Origin of the sequence: Acinetobacter sp. ABJ_C5_2, from assembly GCF_044538485.1 — a bacterium.
Lineage (GTDB): Bacteria > Pseudomonadota > Gammaproteobacteria > Pseudomonadales > Moraxellaceae > Acinetobacter > Acinetobacter nosocomialis_A.
In genome coordinates, this window is record NZ_JBIUCS010000037.1 from 1 (window position 1) to 25,936 (window position 25,936).

The 25,936-nt window shown below is 37.8% G+C and carries 24 protein-coding genes; 17 read left to right on the forward strand and 7 right to left on the reverse strand.

Features of this window, described 5'->3' with window-relative positions:
• The first annotated feature begins 223 nt into the window (after positions 1 to 223).
• The 4 genes from ACH8JV_RS17735 to ACH8JV_RS17750 all read left to right on the forward strand — a co-directional run bounded on the left by ACH8JV_RS17735 (position 224) and on the right by ACH8JV_RS17750 (position 2,702).
• Positions 224 to 760, forward strand: a complete 537-nt coding sequence (locus ACH8JV_RS17735; RefSeq protein ID WP_396522835.1) for a hypothetical protein — start codon at positions 224 to 226, stop codon at positions 758 to 760.
• 119 nt (positions 761 to 879) lie between these two features.
• Positions 880 to 1,419 (forward strand): hypothetical protein, encoded by a 540-nt coding sequence (locus ACH8JV_RS17740; RefSeq protein WP_396522837.1) that lies wholly within the window; start codon positions 880 to 882, stop codon positions 1,417 to 1,419.
• Between the two features lie 132 nt (positions 1,420 to 1,551).
• Positions 1,552 to 2,265: a hypothetical protein gene (locus ACH8JV_RS17745; protein ID WP_396522839.1), complete on the forward strand. Its 714-nt coding sequence runs from the start codon at positions 1,552 to 1,554 to the stop codon at positions 2,263 to 2,265.
• A gap of 5 nt (positions 2,266 to 2,270) precedes the next feature.
• Positions 2,271 to 2,702 (forward strand): hypothetical protein, encoded by a 432-nt coding sequence (locus tag ACH8JV_RS17750; RefSeq protein WP_396522841.1) that lies wholly within the window; start codon positions 2,271 to 2,273, stop codon positions 2,700 to 2,702.
• Between the two features lie 37 nt (positions 2,703 to 2,739).
• On the opposite strand, the gene ACH8JV_RS17755 is transcribed toward ACH8JV_RS17750, so the two are convergent.
• Positions 2,740 to 3,186 (reverse strand): hypothetical protein, encoded by a 447-nt coding sequence (locus ACH8JV_RS17755; protein WP_396522843.1) that lies wholly within the window; start codon positions 3,184 to 3,186, stop codon positions 2,740 to 2,742.
• Positions 3,187 to 3,327: 141 nt separating this feature from the next.
• On the opposite strand from ACH8JV_RS17755, the gene ACH8JV_RS17760 reads away from it, so the two are divergent.
• From ACH8JV_RS17760 to ACH8JV_RS17795, 8 genes are all read left to right on the forward strand, one after another.
• On the forward strand, positions 3,328 to 4,416 hold the full coding sequence (locus tag ACH8JV_RS17760; RefSeq protein ID WP_396522845.1) for an HNH endonuclease: 1,089 nt from the start codon (positions 3,328 to 3,330) through the stop codon (positions 4,414 to 4,416).
• A gap of 118 nt (positions 4,417 to 4,534) precedes the next feature.
• Entirely contained in the window at positions 4,535 to 4,999 is a 465-nt protein-coding gene (locus tag ACH8JV_RS17765; RefSeq protein ID WP_396522847.1) for a hypothetical protein, read from the forward strand.
• Positions 5,000 to 5,772: 773 nt separating this feature from the next.
• A complete protein-coding gene (locus tag ACH8JV_RS17770; RefSeq protein WP_396522849.1) occupies positions 5,773 to 6,342 on the forward strand; it encodes a TetR/AcrR family transcriptional regulator in 570 nt (189 codons plus the stop codon).
• A gap of 228 nt (positions 6,343 to 6,570) precedes the next feature.
• Entirely contained in the window at positions 6,571 to 7,497 is a 927-nt protein-coding gene (locus tag ACH8JV_RS17775; RefSeq protein ID WP_032060993.1) for a LysR family transcriptional regulator, read from the forward strand.
• 111 nt (positions 7,498 to 7,608) lie between these two features.
• A complete protein-coding gene (locus tag ACH8JV_RS17780) occupies positions 7,609 to 8,802 on the forward strand; it encodes a CaiB/BaiF CoA-transferase family protein (protein ID WP_000050378.1) in 1,194 nt (397 codons plus the stop codon).
• On the forward strand, positions 8,799 to 9,737 hold the full coding sequence (locus ACH8JV_RS17785; protein ID WP_396522852.1) for a hydroxymethylglutaryl-CoA lyase: 939 nt from the start codon (positions 8,799 to 8,801) through the stop codon (positions 9,735 to 9,737). Before ACH8JV_RS17780 ends, ACH8JV_RS17785 begins: the two co-directional genes overlap by 4 nt.
• A 113-nt stretch (positions 9,738 to 9,850) precedes the next feature.
• Entirely contained in the window at positions 9,851 to 11,167 is a 1,317-nt protein-coding gene (locus ACH8JV_RS17790) for an MFS transporter (RefSeq protein ID WP_396522854.1), read from the forward strand.
• 286 nt (positions 11,168 to 11,453) lie between these two features.
• Positions 11,454 to 12,794: an aspartate aminotransferase family protein gene (locus ACH8JV_RS17795; RefSeq protein ID WP_049836282.1), complete on the forward strand. Its 1,341-nt coding sequence runs from the start codon at positions 11,454 to 11,456 to the stop codon at positions 12,792 to 12,794.
• Positions 12,795 to 12,947: 153 nt separating this feature from the next.
• On the opposite strand, the gene ACH8JV_RS17800 is transcribed toward ACH8JV_RS17795, so the two are convergent.
• The 3 genes from ACH8JV_RS17800 to ACH8JV_RS17810 form a co-directional block, all read right to left on the reverse strand.
• Positions 12,948 to 13,982: an AraC family transcriptional regulator gene (locus ACH8JV_RS17800; RefSeq protein ID WP_396522872.1), complete on the reverse strand. Its 1,035-nt coding sequence runs from the start codon at positions 13,980 to 13,982 to the stop codon at positions 12,948 to 12,950.
• 308 nt (positions 13,983 to 14,290) lie between these two features.
• Positions 14,291 to 15,616 (reverse strand): haloacid dehalogenase-like hydrolase, encoded by a 1,326-nt coding sequence (locus ACH8JV_RS17805; RefSeq protein WP_396522857.1) that lies wholly within the window; start codon positions 15,614 to 15,616, stop codon positions 14,291 to 14,293.
• A 74-nt stretch (positions 15,617 to 15,690) separates the two neighbouring features.
• A complete protein-coding gene (locus ACH8JV_RS17810) occupies positions 15,691 to 16,692 on the reverse strand; it encodes a phosphotransferase enzyme family protein (RefSeq protein WP_396522859.1) in 1,002 nt (333 codons plus the stop codon).
• Positions 16,693 to 16,872: 180 nt separating this feature from the next.
• Between ACH8JV_RS17810 and eat the strand changes: the two genes are divergently transcribed.
• The 3 genes from eat (at position 16,873) to ACH8JV_RS17825 (ending at position 20,328) form a co-directional block, all read left to right on the forward strand.
• Complete coding sequence (eat, locus tag ACH8JV_RS17815; RefSeq protein WP_396522861.1) at positions 16,873 to 18,288, forward strand: ethanolamine permease; 1,416 nt, start codon at positions 16,873 to 16,875, stop codon at positions 18,286 to 18,288.
• A gap of 390 nt (positions 18,289 to 18,678) precedes the next feature.
• Positions 18,679 to 19,743, forward strand: a complete 1,065-nt coding sequence (locus ACH8JV_RS17820; RefSeq protein WP_396522862.1) for a catalase family peroxidase — start codon at positions 18,679 to 18,681, stop codon at positions 19,741 to 19,743.
• A 12-nt stretch (positions 19,744 to 19,755) separates the two neighbouring features.
• A complete protein-coding gene (locus ACH8JV_RS17825) occupies positions 19,756 to 20,328 on the forward strand; it encodes a cytochrome b (RefSeq protein ID WP_396522864.1) in 573 nt (190 codons plus the stop codon).
• A gap of 147 nt (positions 20,329 to 20,475) precedes the next feature.
• On the opposite strand, the gene ACH8JV_RS17830 is transcribed toward ACH8JV_RS17825, so the two are convergent.
• Positions 20,476 to 21,387: a LysR family transcriptional regulator gene (locus tag ACH8JV_RS17830; RefSeq protein ID WP_396522866.1), complete on the reverse strand. Its 912-nt coding sequence runs from the start codon at positions 21,385 to 21,387 to the stop codon at positions 20,476 to 20,478.
• 98 nt (positions 21,388 to 21,485) lie between these two features.
• Here ACH8JV_RS17830 and ACH8JV_RS17835 point away from each other — a divergent pair, with 98 nt between their 5' ends.
• Positions 21,486 to 22,082: an NAD(P)H-dependent oxidoreductase gene (locus ACH8JV_RS17835; protein WP_396522868.1), complete on the forward strand. Its 597-nt coding sequence runs from the start codon at positions 21,486 to 21,488 to the stop codon at positions 22,080 to 22,082.
• Positions 22,083 to 22,138: 56 nt separating this feature from the next.
• Here ACH8JV_RS17835 and pobR read toward each other — a convergent pair whose 3' ends face one another.
• Complete coding sequence (gene pobR, locus ACH8JV_RS17840; protein WP_336168828.1) at positions 22,139 to 22,954, reverse strand: IclR family transcriptional regulator PobR; 816 nt, start codon at positions 22,952 to 22,954, stop codon at positions 22,139 to 22,141.
• 141 nt (positions 22,955 to 23,095) lie between these two features.
• Between pobR and pobA the strand changes: the two genes are divergently transcribed.
• Positions 23,096 to 24,310, forward strand: coding sequence for a 4-hydroxybenzoate 3-monooxygenase (gene pobA, locus ACH8JV_RS17845; protein ID WP_396522870.1), 1,215 nt, complete (start codon positions 23,096 to 23,098; stop codon positions 24,308 to 24,310).
• 142 nt (positions 24,311 to 24,452) lie between these two features.
• On the opposite strand, the gene alr is transcribed toward pobA, so the two are convergent.
• On the reverse strand, positions 24,453 to 25,745 hold the full coding sequence (gene alr, locus ACH8JV_RS17850) for an alanine racemase (protein WP_068936012.1): 1,293 nt from the start codon (positions 25,743 to 25,745) through the stop codon (positions 24,453 to 24,455).
• Positions 25,746 to 25,936: the final 191 nt, after the last annotated feature.

Consider the following 25,936-nt stretch of genomic DNA (forward strand, 5'->3'; position numbering starts at 1 on the left):
TGGTTGAATATAATTTATATCAATAAAAATGGTAAAAAAATTACTGGTTGGATTGATTGTAATGATACTAACGTTTGTAGTTAGCATTAATTATTTCGACTAATATGCAAGTAGATGCTATTACAAAAATTATTAATAAAAGCACAGACTCACATATTAATCGGTAGAAGAATTTTGCAAGAGCTAAAACTATTTTTAATTAAATTGTTAGGATATAGATAGAATGAAAAGTATATTTAAGTTTTTCTTACTATTTTTTTTGTATACGGTAAGTATAAAAAACTTGTATGCTCAAGATAAATGTGAACAAAGTCAATCGGTTGGCCTGAGTGTTTTTGGTAAAAATGATTATAATTTTAAAAGCTTACGTTGTGATGCAGAAGAAGGAAAATTTTTAAAAAATTACTTAGTTGGGGTAAATCAAAATATATTTCTTAATGAATTTGCTGAGTTCGCTGCCAATGAGGAACCAAAAGTTATAGCTGTCAGTATTTATAGCCCTAAGATTAGTAAAAATCCGTTATTAATATCAATTACCTCAGCATATTTTTGCTGTACTCCACAGATTGAAGGCTACTCTTATCAAGTAAATATTTATGAAATAAAAAAGCAAGGTGAAAGGATTACATTAAAAGATATTGCTAAGAAATTGTTAAAAGATAATGCTAGCGGATTTGAAGGTAAAACCGATGTAGTAAGTTATTATAAATATAAAAATATTGTTTCAATCAAAAAATGGTTAGATAAAAATTATAAATAGATTAATGTTTTTGAATATGAATGAACCTGTATTTAAAATTCTGTCGACTGCGCTAATGCTGTCTTTTTAATCGTAATTAAGTGATAGAGAAAAATATTTAAAGGTATAGAAGGTGAAAAATGAGAATAATTAAATTAATGATGTTTATTAGTAGTTTTTTTATAGTATCAACTGGAGATGCAGACAGTTTAGTTGATACAGAAAAATTTTGTAAAACTCAAATTACTAAACTCACAGTATATACAAAAAATGATTTTGAACTTATTAGTAAATCCTGCGATTCTGAACGGAACCCTTTTATTGAAAACACTTTAGTTTCTAAAAATAAAAAAAATTTTTTAAATAAATACAGTATGGATGGTGGTGATAATCCTCAAAAACTAGCTGCGGTTAGTGTGTATAAAAAGAAAAATAGTGAACCTATTTTAATTACTCTACATACTCAAAAATGGTGCTGTTATCCTTCACCTCAAGGGACTGTCTATTCTGTTGATTTATATAAAATAAAAAAGATAAATAATAATATAAAAATAGATCCAATAACTAATATTTTAGGTGAAAATAGTTCTGGATTAGATGGTGTTTCTGATGAATATTTGAGCTTTAAATTTAAAGATATAGCATCAATTAAAAAATGGCTGGAAAAAAATTATAAATAGCTAGATACTTTAAAATATAACTTTAGTTGCTTTAAAGCTGGGGGATTTTTGTCCCCTATAACTTTAAATAATGCTAAAATAATAGAGAAAACATGGCACAACAGAGTTTATAGTAAATTATAGAGAGTATAAGTGAAAAAATATATATGGATTCTATTTGTATTTTTATCCTTTAATGTATATGCCGATACAAATAAGTGCATTAATTTTAAAAAGGATTATAGTCATTATAATAATGAAAATATGTATGATTTGGATGCCTACCTAACTGATTGTCATCAGAAATCTAAAAAAATAGAAACATTTGGATATTTTGGAGATAGCCCTAAAGTAAATTATTACTTTTTTCAAAAAATAGATGGTGTTAATCATTTATTTATTTCTACTTATGTTTTAACAGATCAGTATGGAGAAAATCCTAAATATGTATATGAAAATGGTAAGTATAATTTCATGAAAGTATTTGATTGTTATGACTTTACTTGTAAAGCTAATAAAAAGATGACTGATTTTTTTGGTGATGGGGCGAATTTAGTCGAAGTTAAAAGCTATAAAACAATGTGGAAATATCCTTATTCGGTAGTTAATGATGTACAAAAAGAATTAAATTCCAATTTTTTTAAAAACTGGTGGAGTAATCAGTTAAAGTTTGGTGTTGTGAAAAATAAAACTGAAATTTATAAAGAGGCTGGGCTAAATTCTGAAAAAGCTGGTTATCTTATTTCAGGTGACAAATTTAGTATTTCAGGGGTTTACTCTAGATGGTTAAATATTTCTTATGTTAATAAGAATCACAAAACCACAACTGGTTGGATTCGTTGTGAAGATACGAATATTTGTAGTTGATTATTATGAAAAAAACATTAATTCGTTTAATTGTAGTTTCATATAGCTTCTTTGCTGTAGCACCCGTTTATGCTGAAACTATATTTCAATGTACTACAAAAAATAATAAAGTAATAAAGGTCGTTGATGCGGATAAGACTATTCAATATTCTTTTGGCAAATCGCTGAAAACGCCTGAAATAGCATTGTCTATTCCTCGCAATAAAGTAACGACCTATCAATGGGCTGGCATAGGTCGTGATGAAAATTATTCAATTCAAATCCCAAATGGCAAGATCGTCTATGATGTTTTTCATAGCTTTGATAGAAGTACACGTAAAAACTCAGCTGGTATCACTGTAATGCAAGAAGATGAACAGCTTGCAACGGTAAATTGTGATATGAGCAAGCCTATTATTAATAAATTAGAAGGTATTAAACTTCGATCAGAGTTCTAACTTGAGTGCAAAAGGGGGGGAACTCTTTTTTGAAGTTTTAGCATTTTCTATTTTTTGCCAAAATTAATTCCTGACTTTCATTGTAAAAAGTTAAGGTATAGCTTTTTAAAGTTTTCCCATTTGAACTGATACAAAATTTTCCTGAGACTGGAACTTTCCATTCTGTTCCAACGTTGCTTACCAAGCCAATCCATGCGTGTCCATTAAAAGTAAATACTCGTTCCTTTTCTATATGGAAGTCTTCAAAATAAATGGCATCACACCAAAATTTGTCAGTGTTATCAAAGTCTTTTTTAGAAAATTTCCAACAACTTAAAATTGAAAAGTTACTTTCAAACCATTCATCTTTGTAGTTGAGGTGAATGTAGTTATGAATAGCCTCAGCCGTAAGTTTTTCTAATTGTAGAACCCTTCGCTGAATACGTCTTTTACTCGAATAGATAAACTTTGTGTGTTTTTCTTCGTGGTATTCATTTCTTTCCATAGTTTTAGATATTACAGATTTTGATTCAAAGCTAAGTCATGGTTATTGTACTTAGCTTTTGTCTAATTAGGTGAGTATTTAAATTTACATGTAATGATATTGGTGTTAAATAGTTTGAATAAAGGTTTTTTGGTAAAAATCATGAATAATTGCGCATTATGTAATACTTTTATAAGTAAAGAAAATCAATCAGAAGAGCATGTTATACCACAAGCTATAGGTGGTCGTCTAAAAATTAAAAATTTTATATGTCGCACATGTAATAATAAGTTTGGTCATAATTGGGATTCTACATTAGCTAATCAACTAGCTTTCTTTTCAACGTCTTTGAATATTAAGAGAGAGAAAAAACTTCCTAATTATTTAGTAAATACTTTAGATGGTAATCAATATCTAAAGCAACCTCAAGGTGATTTTCTTTTAACTCGTCCAACTGAGCATATTGAAAAAAATCCAGATGGAAGTTTGAATATTAAAATTGAAGCTCCAAATTTTAAAATTGCTAAAGATATTTTAAAAAAAGTATTTAAAGAAAATAATATAAGTAGTGAATCTCAAAATTCTATAAGTGAAAAATTAAAACAAAATATTGCCCCAATGAATCAGATAATACATGATGAAATAAATTTTGGTGGTGAAGAATCTGGTAGATCGCTTGTTAAAACGGCATTGGCAATGACTTTTTTAATGGGAATTGATTTAAAGCAATGTGATTTGGCAACTGGGTACTTATTGGAAAATCGGGAGCCTTGCTTTGGATATTTTTATTCAATTGATAAAGATTTTGTTAAAAATAGAAATAAAGATATTCCCTTTCATTGTGTTCATATAAAGGCAAGTAATGAACTAAAGCGAATATTTGGATACATCGAATACTTTGGTGCCTTCAGAGTAGTACTCTCACTGGCTAGTAACTATATAGGAGAAAACAAAGAAGAAACTTACTTTATTGATCCTATTAATAATCAAGATTTTGATTTAAAAATAGAATTAGATGTTTCTGATAATGAAATTGAAAAAATATATAATTATGAATTATATGATTTGAAAGTATATGAGAATGCTATTGGTAGGCTTTTAAATAAAGTAGTTAGAAAATCAAAAGAAAATAATTTAATAAATCGGATTGATGAGGCGATAAAAAAATGGGATAAAAACAAAACCTATGATCAAAATATTTCAGAAGCTCTAACTTATCTAAAACCATTTTTAAATGATTTCTATTTTTAATTGAAGAATAGTCAAATTATATATAGCTAAGATACTTATTTATTAAGTATTAATCATATAATTTTTTACACTTATCTGTGTTATTTTTAATTATAGAGCAAGGATGGAGGAAAATTTTATGAGTAATGGTAACGACCATTGGACTCACTGGCCATGGTCAGTGAAAAGTATGCCAATTTTGATAAATGATCTCATAGCAAAAAAGGTTCGTATTGTTTATACAGAAGATAAGATTACTGAGGAATATGAGTCTGGGCGAGTCACTATCCATATCGCTGAAGATCATCGAATATATGATATTAAGATTGAACCTTATATAAATCAAAATTTAGTGAGCTTAGGTGAAAAAGTTATTGGAGATGGTCCTGGGGACGGCCCAATATTGCCTTGGCCCACCTTAAAGCTTTCAAATGAAAGTGGGCTGATTTTGATAAAGCAATTATTAGGAAGAAAAGTTCGTATTGTTTATCCCGAAGACAAGATTACAGAGGAGTATCAGTCTGGTCGAGTTACTATCTATATCAATAAAGAACATCTTATTGATAATATTCATATTGAATCCACAGATGGACTCACTGGATAGATTAATTAACGAAACTATTTGACGAAAATAGAATCCAAAATTTACTTAGATCTGATCTGAAAGTTACCGTTGTTTGATTAATTTTTAAAATCTTTATAAAACAAAGGTAACTTTTAATTTTAAAATAAAAAGTTCTATCTAAACTAATATATCTATATAAATTTTTCCACTCTATAACGCCCCACTTAACAATAACTCCCTCATTATTTAGCCTTACTTTTCTAATGATTTAATTTAAAACAAATGGCATTTTGCGTGCTTGACTGCAAAAGGGTTGGGCACTATTCTTTGCCTGCTGGTCACATTACCAGCCGGTCGTCGCGGACCGAGTACAACAGCATCAGAATTATTCCTTTCTGAGGGATAATTTTGTGTGAGCATCTCCTCGTCTCCTCCCGTAGCGGTAGGACGGGAGAGGGACACCTTCGGGTGTGCTGGTTGTTGTACCAGTCCGCGAACCTTCTTCCGTTCTGCCACCATAATTTCTATTCATGTCGGCAGAACTCCCAATAAAAAAGGAGTTGGCTTTGCACATCCATTATTTCTTGGCACCGAGTGCCAAAAGCTATAACGACACAGCTTAAAAATTAAAGCAGCTTGAATGCACTAAGGTTTTCAGGCTTAAAGTCATTTTTACTTAAAACTTAGCAACAACAAACTTGAGATGTGCCAAGCACAGTCTTTACGGCTTTGCTGTGCCTTTTTTTCTCCCAAAAAGGGCACAGGCTTTTTTATCTCATGCAGAAACAACAAGAATTTAAAACGGAAAAATTATGCGAAATTTAGAAATCTCTTCCAAAAAATTACAGGTTATTCAAACCGCAATTCAACTCTTTACCACTCGTGGCTTTCACACCTCAGGCGTAGACTTGATTGCTAAAGAAGCCCAAATCACTAAATCTACATTTTATAAATATTTTGGCTCAAAAGAGCGCTTAGTCGAAATGTGTATCGCCTTTCAAAAAAGCCTGCTCAGAGAAGAAGTGCTCGCCATTATTTACTCAAGCCGCTACTACACGTCAAAAAATAAAATCAAAGAAATTATTGTTTTACATACCAATTTAAACAGCCTGTACAACCTTTTACTGAAAGCTATTTTTGAAATAAAACTCCTTCACCCGAAGGCTTACCGTATGGCGGTTGAATATCGAAAATGGCTGCGCCATGAAATTTTTGACCTGATTTTTAGCGGAGAAATCCGTGAGCCACAATTCGATGCCAACATGGTGGTAAACCTGATAGACGGTTTACTGCTACAGGTTTTAGGCTCGCAAGGTTTGGAGGAAAGAGATGTAGTGTTGGATTGTTTTCTAAATTCTTTTGCTAGAAATTTTAGTCCATGATTGAGGGAAGCATATGTATGAATTGAATTGTAATCGTTTTATGATGTTATTCCATAATCAGCTTTTAATACTCAGCAAATTAATTTAGATTTGATTTTAACTTGGTAAGTTTAAGCTTTTGATAATATTTTATTTATCAGAATCATAGGCGAGAAATATAAAATTTTTATAATTCTATATATTTATTATAGCGTTATGAGTTTCAAGTTATAAGATGGGTCATCTGTAGTGCATATCGAAAATATTATTCGTAAACTGGATTTGGTCACCTTAACGATTTTCCAATCGGTTTGTGATGAAAAATCTCTGAGCAAGGCCGCTGAAAAAAATATGATTGCGCTGTCTGCCGCAAGTAAGCGTTTGACTGATTTGGAGCATTTGATTGGAACCAAACTGTTTATTCGTGATGGTAAAGGCATGCAAATTACACCTGCTGGTGAAAGCCTGCTTTATCATTGCAGAACCATCTTAGACTCGGTTTATAAAGCTTCGGTTGAGTTAGAAGAATACAAAATAGGTATTAAAGGTTTTGTACGATTACAGGCAAATTTATCAACGATCATTCAGTTTTTACCCGAAAGCCTACATCCTTTTATTGTTGAAAATCCTCAAATCAAAATTGAGCTTGAAGAACGTCCAAGTATAGAAATCATTCAAAATGTAAGTAATAAAATTGCTGACTTAGGCATCTGTATTGCTGAGAATTTGTCAGAAGATCTGGATTATTATCATTATCGTAGCGATCGGTTGGTCGCGGTTATACAAAACCAGCAATATTTAAGTGAACAGAAAATCATTTCCTTTGAAGATGCTTTGGACTACGACTTTATTGGCTTACATACTCAAAGTGCAATTAACCGAATTTTGCAGCAAAAATCTGAAGCGTTAGGAAAACAGCTCAAACTCAGAATATTGGTGACAAGTTTTGATGCTGTTTGCCGTATGGTACAGGCTGGTATGGGGATTGGGATTTTGCCACATAAGGTTTTTGAAATCTTTGGTAAACCATTAGGGCTGGCAAGTGTAGAGTTAACCGATGATTGGGCAAAAAGAGACTTATATCTGGTGTCCAAGCGTGATGAGTTTTTAAATCCAGTAACTTTGCTTTTAAAACAATATTTTATGCATCCACATAAAGAAATTGCATCTGAATAAATTTCATAGGTTTCGCAAACCACGAAGACTTGTTGATCTTTTAAGAATTGTATTACTGCTCATTGCGCCATAAATTTAATTCTATCGGAAGTAGATATAATATGGATTGTTATGAGTCTAGCCCTTGAAAAAATAAAAGTCCTAGAAATAGGAACGCTAATTGCAGCTCCTTTTGCAACACGTATTCTTGCTGAGTTCGGTGCTGAAGTCATAAAAATTGAACCTATTGGCAAAGGCGATCCACTTCGTAAATGGCGTAAGTTACATCACGGAACATCTTTGTGGTGGTATTTACAGTCACGTAATAAGAAATCCTTGGCGCTTAATCTTAAGTCACCAGAAGCAATTGCTTTAATCAAAAAGATGATTGTCGATACCGACATTCTGGTCGAAAACATGCGTCCCGGTGCGCTTGAAAAGCTGGGGTTAGATTGGGAAACCTTAAAATCAATTAACCCTAAACTGACTTTTGTTCGCATATCTGGTTATGGGCAATCTGGCCCTTATAAAGACAAGCCGGGCTTTGGTGCAATTGGTGAGGCAATGGGCGGAATCCGTTATACAACGGGTTCTCAAGATTCTGCGCCTGCACGAGTTGGCGTGAGTTTGGGTGACTCACTTGCTTCATTACATGCAGTGATTGGCGCTTTAATGTCGATTGTGAATATTAAAACCAATAACGGTAATGGACAGATTGTTGACGTGTCACTCGCAGAGAGTGTCTTCAATATTATGGAAAGTGTTGTCCCGGAATACGACTTGCATGGTTTTATTCGGGAGCGTTCTGGAGGTTCATTACCGGGTATTGCACCTTCAAATACCTATCGAACCAAAGACAACGCTTTTGTGGTGATTGCAGGAAACAGTGACCCAATTTTTAAGCGCTTAATGCATGTAATTGGTCGTGAAGATTTGGCAAATCGACCTGAGTTTGAACACAACGATGGGCGTGCGCAACAAAGTGATTTACTCGATGCTGCAATTGAATCTTGGAGTCGACAGCATTCAATTGATGAAGTCTTACAACAGCTTGAACAAGCTGAGGTTCCATCTGGGCGAATTTATTCTGTAGCCGATATGGTCAATGATCCGCACTTTAATGCACGTGATATGTTGCTTTCAACCGAGTTGCCTGATGGTCAGGTGGTAAAAATGCCGGGTATTGTACCGAAGCTTTCCGAAACCCCGGGGCAGGTCAAATGGCGTGGTCCTGAGTTGGGTGAGCATACCGAATCTGTTTTAAAACAATACGGTTATCAAGCTGAAGAAATTGAAAGCCTGCGTGTATCGGGAGTAGTGCAATGACAGCATTTTCCGACTTACTTGTTGTACAAGAAGTTTCTCCACGAGATGGTTTGCAAATTGAGCCAACTTGGGTACCTACCGATAAGAAAATTGATTTAATTAATCAGTTGTCGACGATGGGTTTCTCTCGAATTGAAGCAGGGTCTTTTGTCTCGCCAAAAGCGATTCCAAATTTGAGAGATGGTGAGGAGGTTTTTACTGGAATTACACGCCATAAAGATATTATTTATGTTGGGCTAATTCCAAATTTAAAAGGCGCGCTTCGGGCAGTTGAAGCCAATGCAAATGAGTTGAATCTTGTTCTCTCTGCTAGCCAAACCCACAACCTTGCCAATATGCGTATGACTAAAGCTCAATCGTTTGCGGGATTTACCGAAATTGTGGCGCAGCTACAGGGTAAAACACAGTTTAATGGAACTGTTGCGACAACGTTTGGCTGTCCATTTGAAGGCAAGATTAGTGAAACGGAAGTGTTTAGCCTAGTTGAGCACTATCTAAAACTGGGTATTCATAACATTACACTGGCAGATACCACTGGCATGGCCAACCCAGTGCAAGTGAAAAGAATTGTCTCTCACGTTTTATCGTTAATTTCACCTGAGCAGTTGACCCTACATTTTCATAATACACGTGGATTGGGATTAACTAATGTTCTTGCAGCTTATGAGGTTGGAGCAAGACGGTTTGATGCTGCATTGGGTGGTTTAGGTGGGTGCCCATTTGCACCAGGGGCTTCTGGAAATATTTGTACTGAAGATTTGGTCAATATGTGTGAGGAAATTGGAATACCCACCACGATTGATTTAGATGCTCTCATTCAACTTTCCAGAACCTTACCAGCTCTTTTAGGGCATGACACGCCAAGCCAGCTTGCCAAGGCGGGGAGAAATACAGACTTGCATCCTATACCGGATTACATCAAATCACTTAATTAAGATACGTCACTCAAGATAGTTGGAAATGAGACGATATTCGTATCGTCATCGGTCAACTCGTCTTTAAAAACTTGATAGGACGCGTCTTGAGGCTCATTTTCAGGAGAAAATAAATGAGTTTAACGCAAAGCATGGAATTATCGGCTGAAGCAATTGCCGAAAAGCAATTAATAAAAAAAGTAGCATGGAAAATCATGCCATTAATTATGGTGTGTTACCTATTTGCCTTTTTTGATCGTATCAACATTAGTTTTGCCAAGTTTCAGTTACAAGCTGATTTATCTCTAAGCAATACAGCTTATGGCCTTGGTGCCAGTTTATTTGTAATTGGGTATGTAATATTTGAAGTACCGAGTAATTTATTGCTACATAAATTTGGTGCAAGAAAATGGATTGCGCGCATCATGATTTCTTGGGGTGTTGCAACGGCCTTAATGGTATGTGTGACCACAGAGTGGCAATTTTATGTATTACGTTTCTTGATTGGTGCAATGGAGGCTGGCTTTGCTCCGGGTGTGCTGTATTACATGACGCTTTGGTTTCCTCAAAGCTATCGTGGTCGAATTATTTCATTATTTTTTCTTGCTTCTGCTTTTTCAGGCATCTTTGGAGGACCAGTTTCAGGCGTGTTGTTGACATCACTTGATGGTGTGATGAACATGCGTGGCTGGCATTGGTTATTTTTAGTCGGTGGCGTGCCTTGTGTTTTACTGGGTCTCTGTGTTCTTACTTATTTAAAAGATCGTATTGATGATGCGCAATGGCTATCATCCTCTGAAAAAGTTCACTTAAAACGTTTGGTTGAACCTAAACAACCAGAAAAGGCTTCTCATTCATTATGGGCTGCCATTAAAACCCCGGGATTATTAATTTTAGGTGCTATCTATTTTCTGATTCAGATTGCATCTTATGGTTTAAATTTCTGGGGGCCACAGTTAATAAAAAGCTCAGGTATTGATGATACCCAAATGATTGGTTTTCTTAGTGCCATTCCATACCTCATGGGAGCAATTACAATGGTAATTGTTGGACGTTTAGCAGATAAATCTGGGGAGCGTTTAAAATTTACTGCTGGTTTACTCTCTTTAGGTGCTATTGGTTTCTTTACCGCCGGTTTCTTTGATGCGAACCCCGTTGTTGTGGTCATTTCGCTTGCTTTATTAGGGGCAGGTATTGTTGCTGCAATTCCTTCTTTCTGGAATTTACCACCTAAAGTCTTGGTCGGAGCTGGGGCGGGAGCTGCGGGTGGTACAGCGCTCATTAATACATTAGGGCAAGTAGGGGGAATTGTTAGTCCTATTATGGTTGGCCATATTAAAGACATAACAGGGAGCACAACGCCCGCGCTGTATATTATTGCAAGCCTATGTGTTGTGTGTATTGCACTACTAATATGGGCTACGCCAAAACGATTAAAAGAGAAAGGTTAAAACAATTCACTCATGCTCAAAGCCAGCTGGATGGGTGGAGCATGGGTGTAGTTAATTTGAGTTATTGAAAAAAAAAGAATAGGTGAGCGTTGCAATATCAGGCCAATAAGTTGACTTCAAATCGTGGCTTAAGTGGTCTGAGGTCAAGTTTTTTTAAAGATACTTCAGCAATATGGTTTGCGTAACTTCAATCAAATACTGAAATATTTCGAATCAGCGTATGAGTTGCCTACGTCAGTCATCGTCTCGCGCAAAAGTATGCTGAATATAAATAGAGGAGTCATTCATGGGTACGCGTTCAACCATTATGGATACCAATAGCTTTCGTCCAGAACATGCTGCTGAGCTGGACCATGCTACCCGCAAACTGACCGATAAAAGAAATAAAATTTTAGGTGAATCCTATCGCTTGTTTTATCGTAATCCCGTGCATCTGGTAAAAGGACAGGGGCAATATTTATGGGATGCAGCAGGTCATCAATATCTGGATGTTTACAACAATGTTGCCAGTATTGGTCATTGTCATCCTGCGGTGATTGAAGCGGTAAATGAGCAAATGAAAATGCTCAATACGCATACCCGTTATTTACATGAAAATATTTTGGATTATACCGAAGAACTTTTACAAACCACTCCCGATGAAATTGACCGCGCCATGTATATGTGTACTGGTTCGGAAGCGAATGATTTAGCGATTCGTATTGCACGTGAATATAGCGGCGGTACAGGAATCATTGTGTCTCAAGAGTCGTATCATGGAACCAGTAGCTTAACCTCAGGATGCTCTCCAGCACTTGGAACTGAGCAGCCTTTAGATGCTACAACTCGTCTAGTTCCGGCACCCGATTATTATCGAATTCAAACTGATGATTTAGGTGAATGGTTCGCGCAGCAGATTCAACAACAAATTGATGATATGAATGCAAAAGGCATCAAGTTTGCAGGTTTTTTAGCGGACTCAATATTTTCTTCTGACGGTGTGATGCCTAATCCTGTTGGGTTCTTACAAAAAGCGGTTGATGTTGTACATGCCAATGGCGGTATTTTTATTGCCGATGAAGTACAACCGGGTTTCGCGCGCACTGGCGATTCTTTCTGGGGCTTTGGTCGCCACAATGTTGTGCCTGATATCATTACCACAGGTAAACCAATGGGTAACGGAGTTCCAGTGTCAGGGCTTTTAGCCAAGAGTGAAGTCCTTGCTGCTTTTAGCGATAAAATTCCATATTTTAATACCTTTGGCGGTAATCCTGTTTCTATGGCAGCGGCACAGGCTGTACTTAAAGTCATTCAGGAAGAAGAATTGCAAACCCATAGTAAATATGTGGGAGGGCTACTTCTCAAAGAACTCACTAAACTTATGGATAAACATGAGATGGTTGGCGATGTCCGTGGCGCTGGTCTGTTTATAGGGTTTGAACTAGTTAAAGATAGAGCGACAAAAGAGCCGAATAAAGCATTGGCTTTGAACCTTATTGAAGAGCTTAGAAATACTCATCGAGTTTTAACCTCAGTTGCAGGCCCTTATGGCAACGTATTAAAACTGCGCCCACCTTTGGCTTTCCAAATAAAAGATATCGATTGGTTAGTTGGTGCTTTGGATCAAGCCTTAACAAAATTAAAATAAGTCACTTTAAATATAAAAAAATACCCTTCAAGTTGGATGTTAAATCTAATTTGAGGGGTATTTTGTTGTTCAGTTATTTTGTGGCCGTAAAAGTTATTTCGAATTACTTAAATAATAAAAAGGCCTTTATTCAAGGCCTGTATTTGCAATGTTTTAGTGTCTTAATTGACGTGGTGTAACACCAAACCAGCGCTTAAATGCACGAGATAAAGCACTTACTTCTGAGTAACCTAGCAGGAATGCCATTTCTGAAATTGGAATATTTTTTTGTTTAATATAATGTTCGGCCAACTCACAACGAACCTGATCGACTAAATGGGTAAAGGTCAGTCCTTCATTTTTTAAACGGCGGGTAAGGGTGCAACTCGTTAAACCTATATCGTGAGCGATTTTTTCAAGGTTTGGTTCACCTTCACTCAGTTCAAGTTGGATGTGAGAGCGAACCTGATCTGCAAGACTTTGACTTTGAGAAGAGCGATTGAGTAACAGCAGCGTATCTAAAATTACTGTTAATAAAATAGAATCACGCCCCGGCATAGTATGCTGGACGTCTTTTTTTGAAATGATGATGGAGTTAAAAGGCTGATCAAAATAAACAGGCGCGTTAAATAGTTTGCTGTGTTCTTGCCAGAATTCAGGTCGAGTATGCTCAAAGTGAATCGCGCGTGGAGAATAATGAGGGCCCATCACTTCACGAATCACATTCATAAACATGCCCATGGTGAGTTCTGCATCTTGGCGGCGAGTTAAAATCGCGCCGTGTTGAACTTGATAATCTATGCGCCAGCTATCTCCCAAATCGACCATTCGATTAAGGGTATCTTTCTGATGCAAATAAAAATTATTGGTCATGTTCATGAGTGCAGATTCTAATGTGTTTGAACAAAGACCAATGTACCCAATGAGCCCTAATGATTTCGGTTGAAACTGTTGACCATAATGCAGGCCAAAATTATCACAACCAGAAACTAGCGCTGCTTGTTCTAGCACCTTGCAATAATTGGGCAGTTGTAAGCTCAACGTTGGGCTGATTAGAAGTTCAGGATTAATACCACTAATACCTAAAACGCGATCAACATCTGCACCTTTATGACGAATAAACTCGCTTAAACCAGAGGCAGCTGCAGACAATACACCTTGATTACACATATTTGAATCGACAAGATGAGCTGGGTTGAGATGTAACATGTCAAGTCTCATGATATTTATTCCTAACTATTCTTATATTAAGCAAAAGCCATACCAGTTTTTGCTTACGTCCTTGATTTTGTGTTGTTAAAAGTTTTTATAAAATAATGACTTATATGTTGCTGTTTTAAGTTTTAGGCTTGATTCTTTAAGAAGAGATCAAGAGTTGTATTGAACGTTGGGTAGCGAACTAAAAGAAGGCAGAAAATGCATTAGAGATAGGCAAACAGGGCAGAACTAAAACAAGAAATTAAGCGGCTTCTCATGCATACAACATGTATTGTAGGCATGAGAAAATAAGTGAAATACTAATTTTTTGTAGTTTTTGCCGTTTGTGCACCATAACTTAAACTGGCCATTGAGGGGCTAAATTGACCTGTATTGGCATCGCGGCCCTGTAATAAGAACTTAGTATTGGCTTGACCATAGCTCTGCACAGCCTGCTGAGAAAATTTTCCAATATCAGAACTCGGACTGCGCAATCGATTGATAATCAGTACCTTCTGAGTCGCCGCAAAATCTTGCATCATATTTTGATCGCCTTCACTGTCACCTGCGATAAAAATTGGTCCGTAACCATATTTAGAGACTAAAAAACGTTGAATGGTTGCGGTTTTGCCTTTACCTTGAGTTTGCGCATAGTCATGACGAAACTCAGGTAAAATTCGATTTTGTGCATCTCGTTCTAGCTCCATGGCGTAGGCATTTTTTTCATTAATGTTATAGCCGATCTCTGGATTAGAAATAATTTCCTTAATCACATCAATAAAAGATGCCGAGCAGACATAGACATCAATGCCATTGTCCTGAAAGGCCTTAAATAGATTTTGCATTTCACGGTATGGTCTTAAACCATTTTCCCAAGTAGTTTTCACAATGCCTGCTTGGCCTGAAAGCGCTGCGGGGGAAGTCCATGTCACGGGTCCAATCGGTTGCTGCATTTGCCAAGCCACCGTTGCTTTCACTAAATTACGGACTTCTTGTTCGGTAAGCCCAGTAAATAAATAAGTGACCCACGGATATGCAACTTCATGATCAAACGTGTCTCCAATTGCCGCATATAGATATCTCATTTTAGTAATGAAATCGAGATAATGTGGATCTTGTTTAATTTGATCCAGACTTTGCTTGCCTTTTAGACCGCTATAGTGGTGATAAAGCCATGAGTAGCTCGCAATAATATCAGGGGCGATTTTATCAATATTGACGGCTTGGCCTTGCTGGTTGTTGTAGGCTGCTTCAAAATTTTGCGAGCTAATTCCTTTGCGAATAATCTGATTAAGCTGTTCTGGCGTGACATTAAAGGCTAAGTGTTCAAGCTGATAAATTAAAGTTGCTTCTTCGATGTCTAAAAATACCGAGGTATTGTCAAAGTCAGTGACAATATACGGGCGTTTGTCAGGATTGTAGTTTGGGCTATCTTTTCCATAAGTAGCAATCAATTGATTAAGTTGGTCAAAGTTAAAAGCGTCCCATTGACCTTTTTGGATATATTCCTTTTTGGGAATAGCGACAGCGGGAGATGTGCTTTGTATAGGGTTATAGTTACATGCGCTTAGAACAATCATACTTGCCAGACTACTGGTGAGTAATAGTGCTTTGGCAACTTTGCTCAGTTGATGGGTAGCTTGCATAAACCCTTCCTTTAAATTCTATAAAATTTAAAAACTAAAAATTGAAAATGAGGAAAAGCGATCTAAATCACTTTTCAAATTCCGACAGGCATTTGTCCGTTTAAATATTTTTTACAGAGACGCACAGTTTCATTGGACCATTGATCTCCAAGACTTTGAGCCATTTCTGTTAGTGCGTGAGAACCATTCCAAGCCATCATTTGAATGCGGCGTTGCATGATAAAAGTCGGGATCATTTCATATTCTTCAGACTGAATATGACCTACGCGCTCGTAGCCTTTTAACCAGTAATCAACCCAATGAGGCGCATTTGCATAATGTTCATTGAAGCTAATTGCAGCGGCGAGGTCATGCATAAACCAACTCATGCCGCAGTCATCAAAATCGATCACGCCGATACGTTCTTGTTGTAGTAATAGATTAGTTAAACGCAAATCGGCATGAATCAGGCCATAGCGTTCTTGGGTTTTGCCAAAGAAATTTAAATCTTTCGAAATCTGTGCAATGGCTTCTTCAATTACGCCGTGATCTTGTGGTCTTAAATGAGGTGCATTTTTCCAGTTTCCCCAGTGTCCATCTGCACCGACCATAGTTTCATGGTTCCACACAATACGTTGAAAGTTTTCAGGCGCTTGCCATGTCTTACTATGTACGTGCAACTTTGCGGTAATTTGTCCTAATTGTTCAAATGCAGTGGGGTCAACTTCAACCGTTGGCATGTCGCCCTCAACCCAGTTGAAAAGGACTGCATAACGATAAATATCATTCGATAGTTTCAAGGTAATTACGCGTTCACCCGATTGATCTGCAATCGCAACAGGAACTTGAATACCACTCGCATTTAAAGCATCTAACCATTCAAGCTCACTTTGTATATCCAGTTTGCTGTGATAGTTGGGGCGGTGAATTCGAAGTGCATATCGGGCAGACCCAGTCGAAACTTGATAGGTTGCATTTTCAGACTGACACAGTAGTTTGACCTGTCCTTGATAGTCTGATGGATACTGTTTAATTGCTTGTTCTGCCAGTATTTGTAATTGAACTTGGCTTAAAAATTCATTTTGTTCTACAGACATAACCCATCTCCTCAATTTAATTTTTAAACACGTTTCGTGTTGAGATGCCGTCGATCTTATAAAAGAAAAAATGAATCAACTTGACTTCAAGTGGTCGGGGAGATGTTTTGCTGTCAAGTTTTATGAATATCTTTTGCGCAACTATTGGTGGTGTAAATTTAGTCGATAAGGCATACGACAATGAAAGAATCTGAATTAAGCGTAGATGTTGGTGCTTTACAACAGGACGCAGAGTATTTTGCAAAACGTCAGTTAAAAAAGGGGGCAGTAGGTTGGTTACTTTTAGTGGGGCTAGGTGTCTCTTACGTCATTTCGGGTGACTTTGCAGGTTGGAATTTTGGGCTGGCACAAGGCGGCTGGGGTGGACTCTTTATTGCAACAGTCATCGTCGCGTTTATGTATCTTTGCATGAGCTTTGTAATGTCTGAGATGTCAACAATGTTGCCCACTGCTGGCGGTGGCTATAGTTTTGCCCGCGTTGCATTTGGTCCTTTTGGAGGATACCTCACAGGGACTGCGATTTTAATTGAATATGCAATTGCACCTGCCGCCATTGCCGTATTTATTGGTTCATATTGCCAATCACTCTTTGGAATTGGCGGCTGGGCTGTTTATTTAATTTGCTATTTGGTCTTTATGGGCATTCATCTTAAAGGTGCAGGTGAAGCGCTTAAAATCATGTTTGGAATTACCGCCGTTGCTTGTATTGCACTGGTCGTATTCATTGTTGCGATGCTTCCACATTTTGACAGTGCACGTTTGTTTGATATTCCAGTCAGCGCTAATGCAGGTGCAAGTAGCTTTTTACCATTTGGCTATATGGGAATATGGGCCGCAGTACCTTATGCCATCTGGTTTTTCCTTGCGGTTGAAGGGGTACCACTGGCAGCCGAAGAAGCAAAAGATCCAGTACGTTCATTGCCACGAGGCTTGATTGGTTCAATGTTGATATTGGCATCGTTTGCACTTTTAATTTTATTTTTAGGCGCAGGTGCAGCAGGTTCAAATGCATTAAAAAATTCGGGAGCGCCTTTAGTTGATGCACTCATTGCGGTGTATGGTCAGCACACATGGTTGGCAAGCTTTGTTAACTTTGTCGGTCTTGCTGGACTTGTCGCAAGCTTCTTCTCAATTATTTATGCTTATTCACGCCAGATTTTTGCATTGTCACGTGCGGGATATTTACCAAAAAACTTATCGCTTACTAATGAAAATAAAGCGCCATATTGGGCCATTATCATTCCGGGCATTATTGGCTTCTTACTCTCTTTAACAGGTGAGGGCGACTTACTCATTTTAATGGCAGTATTCGGTGCAACAATTTCTTATGTGTTGATGATGCTCTCCCATATTAAATTACGTTTGTCTCGCCCTGAATTATCACGTCCGTATAAAACGCCTGGAGGAATATGGACGTCTTGTATCGCCTTGATTCTTGCTGCTGTTGCTGTAGTGGCAGGGTTAATGGTAAATCCAAAAGTTTGGTTATTGGCCGCGCTGATTTACGTTGGATTTATACTCTATTACTTGTTATATAGCCGTCACCATTTGGTGAAAGGTACTCCTGAACAAGAGTTCGCTATGATTGATGACTGAGTTTGAATGCAGTAAAAATAGAGAGGCTTCGGCCTCTTTTTTAGTGCTTATAAGTTATATCTGGTTCATGGAATCAATTATTTTCGCCAGTAAAAAGATCATCTCTTCGGACTCTCTCTGTCAATGTGGGGACTTTTACATTTTTCGTTGCCATGCTTTATTTATCTCCATTCAAATGTTAATAAACTTAATAATAACCTCACGGTACGTAACTTATATGGCCCAGAAATAAATATTATATTAAGGCTTATCACTATTAGTTTCAGAAATTTCGGGATTTTATTTACTTAGCTAATCTTGAACATAATTCCATCAATATAAGTAATACTCTTTTTATAGGATCAAACTTTTCTTTATAAATGCAGCTATATAATTTACACAGGATGAAGAATGAATAATTTGAATTTTAAAACTCTAAAGAAGTACTGGCTGCGATTCGTGGGTATTGCTGTAATCGCAGGCGCTTTAGTATTGGCATTTGCTTGGACCGCTGGTCTATTTGGACATCGAATAACATCCAAAACTTTTTTGGGCGACACATTAAAAAACTTTGATCCTGGATATCGACGTGCACACGGTAAAGGTATTTGTTTTGATGGCACTTATCATAGTAATGGTGCGGCAGCAGCACTGTCTAAAGCCACTGTATTTGCCAAGTCTGATATACCAGCAATTGGCCGATTTTCTATTGGAAGCGGTAACCCGCATGCGGCAGATAATTCTACCGCAACAGTGAGTATGGCTTTATTACTTTCTCCAGCCGATCATTCGCAGTGGCGCATGAAATTAAACAACTTTCCCTATTTCCCTACGCGAAATGCTGAAGGTTTTTTGGCGCAGCAAAAAGCATTTAAACCGGTTCCGTCTACTGGTAAACCTGATCCAGCCCTTGTTGAGGCTTTCTTAAAAGAATATCCCGAAGCACGTAAGTCTATTGAGCAAAAGGCAAAAATGCCATTAACCGGTAGTTTTAGCGGTGCAGAATTTTATGTTGTAAATGCCTTTATATTGCGGGCAGCCAATGGGCAAGAACAGCCAGTCCGTTGGTCTATGCGTCCTCATTCAAAATTTATTAGTCTGACCAAAGAACAACGTGATCAAGCTGACCATGATTTCTTATTTAAAGACATCAAAAAACGTTTGGCTGAAGGACCGCTCTATTGGGACTTAGTTTTGCAACTTGCCGAGCCGGGAGACCCGGTGAATGACCCATCTCAGCCTTGGCCAAAAGACCGTAAAGAAGTTATAGCCGGAACATTAGAAGTCAAAAATGTGACTGAACAGGTAAATGGCGCTTGTCGTGATATTAACTTTGACCCAACTTTGGTGCCACCCGGAATTGAGTTATCAGATGATCCAGTACTTGCAGCACGAGCGGCGATTTATTCACAGTCTTACAATGCTCGATTACGTGAAATTGGATTTGGCAAAGCAACCGATGCCGTGGGCAAATAGGAGAGCTGAACAATGCAAAATAAATCTAACGATAATGCTCCACGTCATTTTAATTTAACTGCTCGAATACTGCATTGGCTTATGGCGGCAGCAATTTTGACCATGCTATTTATTGGGGTAGGAATGACCACCTCAATGACTTGGCGTCCGTGGTTAATCGATATTCACCGTCCTTTAGGAATCGCAATCTTATTATTGGTCATCATAAGATTAATAAATCGACTCTGTTACCCAATTCCACCTTTGCCGCCGTCTGTACCGCGCTGGCAAGCGTTTCTTGCCCATGCATCACATTGGCTACTTTATATTTTGATGTTTAGTTTGCCATTGCTCGGATGGGCGACGCTATCGGCAGGTAATTGGCCTGTCACTTTATTTCCGGGTTGGGATCTTCCACCTATAGCACCAACCAACTCTACGCTTTACGCTTGGTTCCGTACTCTACACGGAATTTTGGCTTGGCTATTATTTGCTGTCGTTATTGGTCATCTATCTGCTGCATTATTACATGCGTGGATTTATCGCGATGGCGTATTTTCGAGTATGGCTTTAGGGTCTTCTTCTAAAAAAGAGAATATCGATTAGTTTGCTTGAAAGTTTTCGATTGAAATACGAGTAAATTCTATTGAGCCACATCTTTGCATGTGGCTTTTTTCTAAAAAAGATTAAGTTTGATCTATATAAATTATGATATTCACAAAGCAAGCATGACTGCAAAAGGCCTTGTTTATTTTAAACTTGTCTGTTCAGTTCAGGTGATAAATGTTGCGCCAAATAATCAATTGCAAGACGGGTTTTTAGAGGCATAAAAGGCAGTGTAGGCCATACCAAATGAATCGGAAAAGCAATGCTCGACATGGTTTCTAACACTTGTACGAGCTTACCGTCCTGTAATTCATTTTGAATGAGCCAGTCGGGTAGCCAAGCAATACCTGCTCCAGCAAGTGCTGCATTTTTAATGGCTTGTAAGTCATTCAAAAGAAGTTTTGCTTTAGGTTTAATAAATAATGGCTCGTCATTTTCCTTTTGAAGTCGCCATTTCTGCATTTGACCAAAATGCGGATCGGCAATCGTCGCGTGATGGTCTAAGTCCTCAATATATTCTAGGGGACCTGCTTTATTTAAATAGTCAGGTGAGGCACAAAGTAGCATCCGATGCTCACCAATCGGTTTAGCAACGAGCTGAGTGGTGTCAGGTAGTGTTCCAATTCTTATACATAAATCAAAACCTTCTTCGACCAAGTCTACATTTCGATCATTAAATGAAATTTCTAGCTGTAAGTCCGCATGCTGCTGAGCGAATTTAATCATGAGCGGGGCAGCAAAGAGTTGCCCAAATAGCACTGGCACAGACATTCTTAACCGGCCTGTCGCGTTAATTTTCCCTTGGTCTAATAAAGCCGCTGCATTTTGTATTTCACTTAACGCTCGGCGACTGTGCTCATAAAACAAAGCGCCTTCATCAGTCATGCTGAGCGAACGTGTTGTCCTTTTAAATAGAGCCACACCAAGCTGATCTTCAAGCCGAGCAATATTTTTACTAATGGCTGAGCGAGTTAAATGCAATTGCTCGGCAGCTTTTACAAAACTTCCAGCTTCAACCACCGTCACAAATATAGAAATTGCACTTAGCTCATGTTGCATGATTGTTGCCTAAATGGAACCAATGATAAGAAATAATATCACCACTGTTGAATTTATTGTGGGGTTAATATGGCATCATCAAAAACGTGGAGATGGTCATGGCTAAAATATTGGTATTAAAATCCAGCATTATGGGTGAGGGTTCACAAACTAATCGCTTAATTGATGTGATGCTTGAACATCGAAAAGATCAAGGTTTGCAAGATGCCATTACCATACGCAATTTAGCTGAAATGAACCTGCCTGTATTAGATCTGGAAATCTTTCAGGCGCTTCGTGGGGCTGAAAATAACAATCAAGACCTTCAGCAAATAGTCGCTTTGTCTGATGAATTAATTGCTGAATTAAAAAGTGCCGATTTATTGGTCATTGGCGCACCGATGTACAACTTAAATGTCCCGACTCAGCTCAAAAACTGGTTTGATTTGGTGGCGCGAGCAAGACAAACATTCCGTTACACCGAAACTTATCCTCAAGGTTTGGTTGAAGGGGTCAAAGCGGTGGTGGTAAGTAGTCGTGGTGGTATTCATGTCGGCCAAGAAACTGAGGCAGTCACGCCTTATCTCAAAGCTGTGTTAGGGCTAATGGGCATTCATGAGGTTGAATTTATCTATGCAGAAGGCTTAGACATGCAGGCTTATCGCAGCAATGCATTGGATCTGGCAAGCCAGCAAGTCAAAGAGTTCGCCATTTAAAATCATGAGCTGAAACTCTTGCAGCTCTAACTGATCACAAGAGTTTCTAAGTCCATTTAAATCACATTTCTGAGTTCATTTGCCGTGTTGCGTAGCAATGGCAAAATTTGCTGAACCAAATAATCTTCTTGTACGCGGTTGGTTTGAGACATGCAGTTAAGCGCAGCAACGGCTTGACCTTGGGCGTTAAATACGGGCACGGCAATCGCAATTACGCCAAGTTCATGTTCTTCTTTGGAAAGACAATAATCCGATAACGAAATACCCTTAAGTACTTCAAAAAACTTTGACTCATCTACAATGGTAAAAGGGGTTAAGCGCTTTAAACCATAAGTTTTTACCCATGCATGCTGAGCTTCTTCAGACAATGCTGCCAGCAATACTTTACCCGTAGACGTTGCATGGGCAGGGAGTCGGTTTCCTAAATGCATGCCATAAGGACTAACGCGTAAGTTATCTTGCTGCGGTAAATAACTACGAGCAATCGGCACCACTTCGTTATCGTCTAACACCACAATTGAAAAAGTAAGTGATGTCTGCGCACACAAAAGATTTAAAAATGATTGAGCAACTTTAGGCAGATGGGCCGAGCTTAAATAAGAACTCGAAAAGCGCAGCACACGATGAGTGAGCCAAAAGTAATGTTCATCGGTTTCTAAATAGCCTAAGTATTTTAAAGTTTTTAGATAACGCCTTGCCGCGGTACGACTAATGCCAGTTCGTTCGGCCACTTGAGTGACATTGAGCCGCTGGCGATCTGTTCCAAAAGCTTCCAGTAAAGCCAAGCCTTTTGCTAATCCTGCAATGTAGTCTTCTTGACGAATTTTCTCATGCGAGTTCGGGTGCTCTAAAAAAGCATCGAGAGAAGGCATCCTTTCATTCCTGTTATTTTGATTGTTTCTGTCCGCTATTCGGACAAACTAGATGATAAACGGTTATTTTCGTCTTGGATACATAGTGAACAAAACTTAAAGCCAGTAATTTAAAAGTCAGGATGAAACAAGGATGAAGTTATGGATATTTTAAAGACACAGGTTGCAATTATTGGATCTGGACCAGCAGGGTTATTGCTTGGGCAACTTCTATATAAAGCTGGCATCGATCATATTATTGTTGAGCAACGTAGTGCTGAATATGTGGCTTCACGGATTCGTGCAGGAATTTTAGAGCAAGTTTCGGTCGACTTACTGAAACAAGCCGGCGTTGACCAAAACTTAAAAGAAAAAGGATTACCACATTCGGGTATCGAAATCTTGACCAACGGTGAGTTACACCGAGTTGATTTGGCCGCACTCACAGGTGGTAAACAAGTGACCGTATATGGTCAGACCGAAGTCACCAAAGATTTAATGACTGCACGTGAAGCAGAGCAGCTCACTTCATTTTATGAAGCTCAAAATGTACAGGTGAAAGACTTCTATACTACACCAAAAGTTGAGTTTGAATACCAAGGTAAAGCTTTTCAAATTCAGTGTGACTTTATAGCAGGGTGTGATGGTTACCATGGTGTCTGCCGTGCCAGCGTGCCTGAAGATAAAATAAAGACCTTTGAAAAAGTTTATCCGTTTGGCTGGTTAGGGGTGTTGGCAGATGTCCCACCTGTAGCTGATGAACTCATTTATGTACAGTCAGAGCGTGGATTTGCTTTATGTAGTATGCGTTCAGAAACGCGTAGCCGCTATTATTTACAAGTCCCTTTAACAGATCACGTTGAAGACTGGTCGGATGAAAAGTTCTGGGATGAGTTAAAAAACCGCCTAGACCCTGAAAGCCGTGAAAAGTTAGTCACCGGACCTTCTATTGAAAAAAGTATCGCGCCGTTACGCAGCTTTGTGACCGAGCCAATGCGTTTCGGAAAACTATTTTTAGCAGGTGATGCTGCGCATATTGTGCCACCAACAGGAGCAAAAGGTTTAAATCTTGCTGCGTCTGATATTGCTTATTTATCAAGTGCACTTATTGAATATTATGCCGAAGGTTCCGAACAAGGTATAAATGAATACTCTGAAAAATGCCTACAACGCGTATGGAAAGCAGAGCGTTTTTCTTGGTGGATGACTCACTTATTGCATCGTTTTGAAACTGAAAGTGAGTTTGATCATAAGATTAAACAAGCCGAGCTAAGTTATGTACTGGGTTCAATTGCGGGTAAAACTACATTGGCTGAAAACTATGTCGGTTTGCCTTATGAAATTAAGCAAATTGATAGTTTTAAGCATGCAAGCTAAAGACTAAATAAAAGGGGCATGAAAATGCTCTTTTTTTATATAAGAATTTAAGTAGGATGTAATAGATTAAGAGATATGGTCATACTAAAAGTAGCCCCGATACTTTTTGAAATATAGGGCTACTCATCAATTCACCTAAAGTTTACTCAGCGGTTGCTGCAACTTGATGATTACTGATTTGCGTTGATTGCTGAGATTGAATAGGTTTAATCACTTGTGGATTAGAGTTACTCCATGGAGTATAGGCCTCTGTCAAAATATGGCCTGTAAGACTCGTTAAATCACTAGATTGAACCTCAGCATTGCCTTGACGTCCAAATAATACAACTTCATCGCCCGCTTTGGCTTCTGGAATATCTGTTACATCAACCATAACAGTATTCATTGATACTCGACCAACCACTGGCGCTTTTTGTCCATTGACTAAGACAAAAGCTTTATTACTAAAACTACGACGGTAGCCATCCGAATAACCTACAGGCAAGTTTGCGAGTTTAGAATCACGTGTCAACGTATAAGTTTGGTCATAACCTACAGTTGAACCTTTAAGGTAATTATTAATTGCAGCAATTTGTGTTTTAAATGCCATCATGCGTTTAAATTCAGGGTGATTAGGAAAATCTCCATAAATAATTGCGCCTGCACGAACCATATCTAAATGTGATTCAGGAACATTTACGGTAGCAAATGAATTTGCTGTATGTAATGTTAATTCTTTACGATTCAGTTTGGCTTTTTTAATCAACCATGCTGTTTGTTCATTAAATTGAGCTAGGCGCTCACGAACATATTTTTCATCTTCTACAGCATAATGGGTCATAATGCCGTCAATTTTAAGATTTGGAAGCTTAGTGATTGCAACAGCTTGTTCTTTACCTTGAGCTGTAGACATTTCAAGACCATTACGATCCATACCACCCGAATTTAAAGCCAAGCTATAATGAACAGTTGTATTGTTCGCTTCTGCCCATTTAGAGATACGGGCAGCCTGATCATAATTACCCAAAAGCTCTTCAATATTTAACGCATGTGCATTGATGATTTCACTATCAGTTGCTGTACGTAAACGTGTAATTTTGCCTTTATAGCCATGCTTACGAACCATCGCCGCTTCTGCATTACTGGTGATGCCAATACACGATACGTTTAACTTCATAACACTTGGCATAAGTAGGTCAATACTATGGCCGTATGCATTTGCTTTCATGACTACACAAAGTTGTGTTTTGCCATTAAGTAACTGATTTGTCCTTTTAATATTATCTTCAAAAGCTTGAGTGTCAACTTCAATCCATGCATTAGCTGTAGGTGCAGGGCTGACTTCATTTGTGATATGAGACGTGAGTAAAGGTGCAGCATGGGCAAATTGTATGGAACCGAATAATACCAATGCACAGCTATAAGCGAGATGCGAAAAATTTGTTTTAAGTTTCATGAGTTTTTTAATCTTTCCTGGCTGAATATGATTTAACGCTGGGTGGATTTTTGTGGTTAAGTACAGAGATATAATTAATTTAAAATGTCACACGATTTGGTCGTAATAATACTTTCTCCTTAAAATATTATAGTCAGTGTTAAGTAAAATTTAATTTTGCTTAAACTGTATTCATAAAATACGAATGTGAT